Source organism: Bartonella sp. AU16XJBT, assembly GCF_028618665.1.
GTDB lineage: Bacteria > Pseudomonadota > Alphaproteobacteria > Rhizobiales > Rhizobiaceae > Bartonella.
Window position 1 is genome coordinate 1 of sequence record NZ_JAQITF010000037.1, and the last position, 5,071, is coordinate 5,071.

At 45.8% G+C, this 5,071-nt stretch carries 2 protein-coding genes; both read left to right on the plus strand.

The window, feature by feature from the left end; translation table 11 throughout:
• The first annotated feature begins 229 nt into the window (after positions 1-229).
• The gene (locus tag PVV66_RS09025; protein ID WP_273719510.1) at positions 230-1,993 is read left to right on the plus strand and encodes a ShlB/FhaC/HecB family hemolysin secretion/activation protein; all 1,764 of its coding nucleotides are present in this window, start codon (positions 230-232) and stop codon (positions 1,991-1,993) included.
• Between the two features lie 91 nt (positions 1,994-2,084).
• Positions 2,085-5,071: filamentous hemagglutinin N-terminal domain-containing protein (locus PVV66_RS09030; protein WP_273719512.1), on the plus strand; the 2,987-nt coding region annotated here is incomplete at its 3' end.

Consider the following 5,071-nt stretch of genomic DNA (forward strand, 5'->3'; position numbering starts at 1 on the left):
GCGTATAATTGTCATTTAACAGTGTCATTGTAAAATCTTCAAAAGCGGGGGAATGATATGATTTGTGCAACCAATAAAGCAGATGTATACAGTATAGTTTACACTTTTCTCTCAGATTTTATAAGTATTATTCTCATCAAAAGATTAAAAAATTGTTACGCGATTGGCGATTTTTTCTGTGATGCTGATGATGTGGTTCATTTTGTTGCTCACTTTGAGGGCACAATGAATGGGTAGTTTTTTTTTCACCTTTATTTTTGCGGTATTTTTGTGCTTTTTTTCATTGGCGAGTTTTGCAGAAAGCATTCGAGAGCAAGCGATTGATCAATCCGAGAGGATTCAACGTCAACAAACGCAAGAACAGCGTTTTCAACGATTGCATCGCAGAAACGCAACGCATGAGATTTTATTACAGGATGATAATGAATCTACGGTATTTCAAAGCGATTCAACCCCAAAAAACTGTTTGCTGATCAAAAGCATTGAATTTGTTGGTGCTCAGTTGATTTCTCTCACCCACCTTCATAACACCATTTCCTTTTGGGAGGGGCGGTGTCTTGGTATTGCTGAGATCAACAAAGTGCTTAAAGCGGTAACCAAGCTTTATATGAAGCGCGGCTATATTGCGGTGCGGGCTTATTTACCAGAACAGGATTTAAGGGGTGGGCGTCTTAAAATTGTTGTTGTTGAAGGACAAGTAGAAGATATCACTCTTGATGGGCATAAAGTTGGAAGGAAATCTCAAGGAGAAATCACCACGGCTTTTCCAAACCTTATTGGGAAGCCGACCAATCTGCGCCAGATAGAGCAAGGGCTTGATCAAATCAATCGGCTTTTCTCACGCCAAGCCACCATTAATCTTGGTGCGGGTGGCAATTCGGGTGGTTCGATACTCGATGTTCATATTGAAAAACAGAAACCTTGGCTTATTACGCTTTCCAGCGATAATCTTGGTGCTAAAGCAACAGGAATTTATCAAACGCGCTTGAGCCTTTCTTTTGATGATCTGTTAGGGATCAATGATCAATGGTCGTTTAGCTATCAGCGCTCTATGGATGGTAGTCCATATCATTTTTCTCACAAGCGCCCCAATAGTGATACTCTAACGGGATCCTTTTCTCTTCCCTATGGCTATTGGACGGTAGGTTTTGATGGCAGTTGGAGCCAATATCATTCGAGTGTTAAGGGAATATTTTCCGATATTATGACTGAGGGTAAGTCTTTATCGCTTACGCCATGGATTTCACGGGTTATTGACCGTGATCAAGAGGGAAAGACATGGATTACAGGGCGGTTGACGTGGAAATATTCCGATAATTTTATTATGGGTAGCCGAGTTGATGTTTCCAGCCGTAAACTGGCTATTGCAACCTTAGAGCTTGATCATTCGCGCAAATGGATGGGAGGAGAGCTAAGCGCTCATATAGGATTTCATAAAGGGTTGGCAATTCTTGGCGCTTATGATGATAAAGAGCAAGAAACTTCGACAAAAAATGCACCCAAAGGGCAATTTTCAAAGTTGTCTTTTTCTTTAGGGTATGTGCGTCCTTTTTCGCTCAAACAGTATAATTTTCGTTATAACACGTTGCTTTCAGGGCAATTGTCACCTGATGCGTTGTTTAGTTCAGAACAACTGTCCCTTGGCGGGAGTTCATCTGTGCGTGGGGTGCGTGAGGCGGTTTATTACGGCAATAATGGGGTGTTCTGGCGCAATGAATTGTCACTGTTGTTGCCAGGTTTTTCTTCGAGAATGGGGCGTAAATTTATGAGCCAATTCTCCCCTTATATGGCGCTTGATCTGGGAGCTGTAGCCAATGATGTAAGCAAAAACAGTTTTGGCGGGCGCCTTATTGGGGCAACTCTTGGTTTCCATGCAACCGGAGACATTACGGATGTTGATGTGTCTTATTCGAATATTTTAACCCAATCAACAGTGCGAGAAAAGGGGAATAAGACAGGGTTATTTCAAGTGCGAGCATTATTGAGATTTTAGAGCAAAGGGGCGGTAAAAAATATCGCTGCGCTGTTTACACCCATATGGGTTGTTTTTTTTAAGAGATAAAGAATTTTATGAGGAGCTGAAGATGCGGGGATTGAACGATCAAAAGCACAAATTGGGATATGGATACAAGCTAGGGCATCGCGTTCTTTGTGTTTTGCAGCAAGGGATCCACAAGGGGCTTTCACTGGTTTTAAGTTTTTGCTTAGCTTTTCAGCCTTTGTTGTTGCAAGCACAAGCAATTGGTGCACAAAGATCACCCGTTCAAGAAGCTCAAGGGATTAAAGCAGCTGATGGGGTTGGCTCTGTTTTCCGCCCCACGGTGGGGAAAGCCGGCAATGATGTGCCGCTCATTGATATTGTTCGCCCCAATGGACAAGGTCTTTCTCATAACAAATATGACAATTTCAATGTTGATGCCCATGGCGTGATTTTGAACAATTCGACTGAGGAGGTTTCGCGTTCACAGCTTGGGGGATTGGTGCCTGGCAACGGCAATTTGCGTTATAGCGGTGCAGCAAAGGTTATCCTCAATGAAGTGGTAAGTGCCAATCGCTCGCGTCTTGAAGGCGTGAGCGAAGTCCACGGGCATATGGCGGATGTTATTATCGCTAACCCCAATGGGATTACCTGTAATGGTTGTGGCTTTATCAATACTCCACGGGTGACTTTATCGACCGGACAACCGATTATTGGAGCCGATGGGGCTTTGAGTGGTTTGCGTGTTGAGGGTGGTGATATCACCATAGGCGCTCGTGGTGCTGATGGGAGTGCATTAGATATTTTTGATCTTGTTTCGCGCAAGATCAGTGTCGGGGGTCCTATACAGGTCAAAGGGGATTTGGCTGTTATCGCTGGTCACAATCATTTTGATTATCACAAGCGCGAAGCAACTTCTCTTGGTTCTGATGGCAAAGAGCCGGAATTGGCGATTGATTCCAGTGAGTTTGGTGGAATGTATGCGGGGCAGATCCGCGTGATTGCCAACGATAAAGGCGCCGGCGTTAAGATGCGCGGAGACATGGTTGCCAATGCAGGCGCCATGAGATTGACCAGTGATGGCAAGCTGGTGATTGCCAAAGCACGTGCCAAAGGTGCAGTGAAGGCTCACTCTCACCACGACAGTGTGCATGTGAAAGATCTGCTTTTTTCAGAAGAAGCGGTTGAACTGAAGGCTTTGAAGCATGTTGAACTGGCTGAACATGCCCGCGTTGCGGCAAGCGGTACTGTTGATGTGCGCGCCGATGTGATCAAACTCCAGTCTCATGCTCTTTTAGCAAGCGGTATTGGAAGTGATGGTCAACAGTCAGCGACGGGTTCTTTGCATTTACAGGCAGCAAAGCTTGAGGCGGGAAATGGGCGGATAGCCGCCGGTGATCTTTTAGAGATCCAAGCAGCAACCATTGATCTAAGCCGCATGCAAGACAATGATCAAACAGGGGTTTCTTCCCTTGGCGATCTGACTATTGAAACCAATCAAATCACCGCTTTAAACAACCATATTGGTGCCAAGGGGAATATTGTCTTGAGCGCCGATGATGCGCTCACTGTAAGCGCTGGACATTATAGCGCCGGCGGTTCTCTTTTAATGCAAGCAGCAGAGCTTACATCAGGCGCTCATTTAGTTGCAGAGCAAAAAGTTGACCTTTATGCGCGTAGCGGTGACCTGATCCAAGAAGGCACTGTCTGGTCTAATGGGAAGATAACGCTGGATGCCCATGGTGCCCTCAATCACACGGGTGATATTGTCAGTATGCAGCAGGTTGCCTTGACAGCGGGGGGCATGCTCACAACCTCTCAAGAGAGCACGATTTTAAGTTATGATGTGGTTTTAAGTGCTGATGCTTTAACCCAAGCAGGGACTGTGGAAGCCCAAGAGGGAGCATTAACCCTTCAAGTGCGTGATGGGATCATCAATAGCGGCACAATGCGCGGTGAGAGTGTCGATGCTCATCTTGGTGCATTTACCAATCAAGGGACGTTTATTGCAACCGATGATTTGCATTTGATGGTAAGCGCACAAGAAGGCGCCGATCCGCAACAAGCCTTTCTGAAGAACACATCCGAAGGGGTCCTTCAAAGTGGTGGTGCTTTTGTTTTGATCGCAGGGCGATTAGACAATGCCGGTGCGCTTGGCTCTAGTGGTGAGAGCGTTGCTCTCAATGTGGCAGGGAATGTTAGCAATAGCGGGCTGATTTACGCCAAAAAATCTATGGACCTATCCAGTGATGGTAATTTAACCAACACACAGGGCAGAATTATTGCTGAGGAATCTCTCAGCATTGGTGGGCTGAAGGAGGCACGTGCTGGTCATGTCAACAATGAGGCAGGTCTTCTCAGTGCTTTAGCCGGTGAGATGAAACTTATAGCGACATCTTTTGTCAATAAAGGCGCTGAAACGACCAATTCAGACCAACAAAACGCTACACATGATGAGGGTGCACATGTTTTGGCACGGGATGGTTTGCACATTGATGTGGGCAGTTTTGAGAATGTTGATGGTCTCATTTCTACGCAAGGAGCAGTCAATGTTGTTGCTGATAGTGTGATCCAAGCAGGACACATAGAGATTGAGCGTGGTGACCTTCAACTGACCAGCCACGGTGATTTAAGCAATAGCGGTACGATAGAAAGCAATGATGAAATTGCTTTGCATGCGCAAACAAATCTCAAGCAAACAGGGCGCATTGTTTCCAAAAAGCGGATAGAGCTTTCCAGCGATGGAACATTAACAATGGGCGAGACAAGTGAAGTGGGCGCCTATGATGTCGCATTGAGTGCAGGCACCCTTAACAATGCTGGTCGCTTAGAAGCGCAAGGCGGAGAGCTTCGTCTCAACAGCCATGGTCTTTTAAGCAATTACGGTACCATGGTGGGGGGGGGTGTTGATGCAAAGCTTGGTTCTTTAACAAATTCCGGAAAACTTTTAGCCAATGGAGCTTTGAGGGTTGTCGCAGAAAACCGTGATCCGTTATTGGGGCAAGCTGCTCTTGTTTTAAATGCTGAAGGCGGGGTTCTCAAAAGTGGTGGCGCTTTTGTTTTGACGACAGATGCGTTGAACAATGCCGGCAG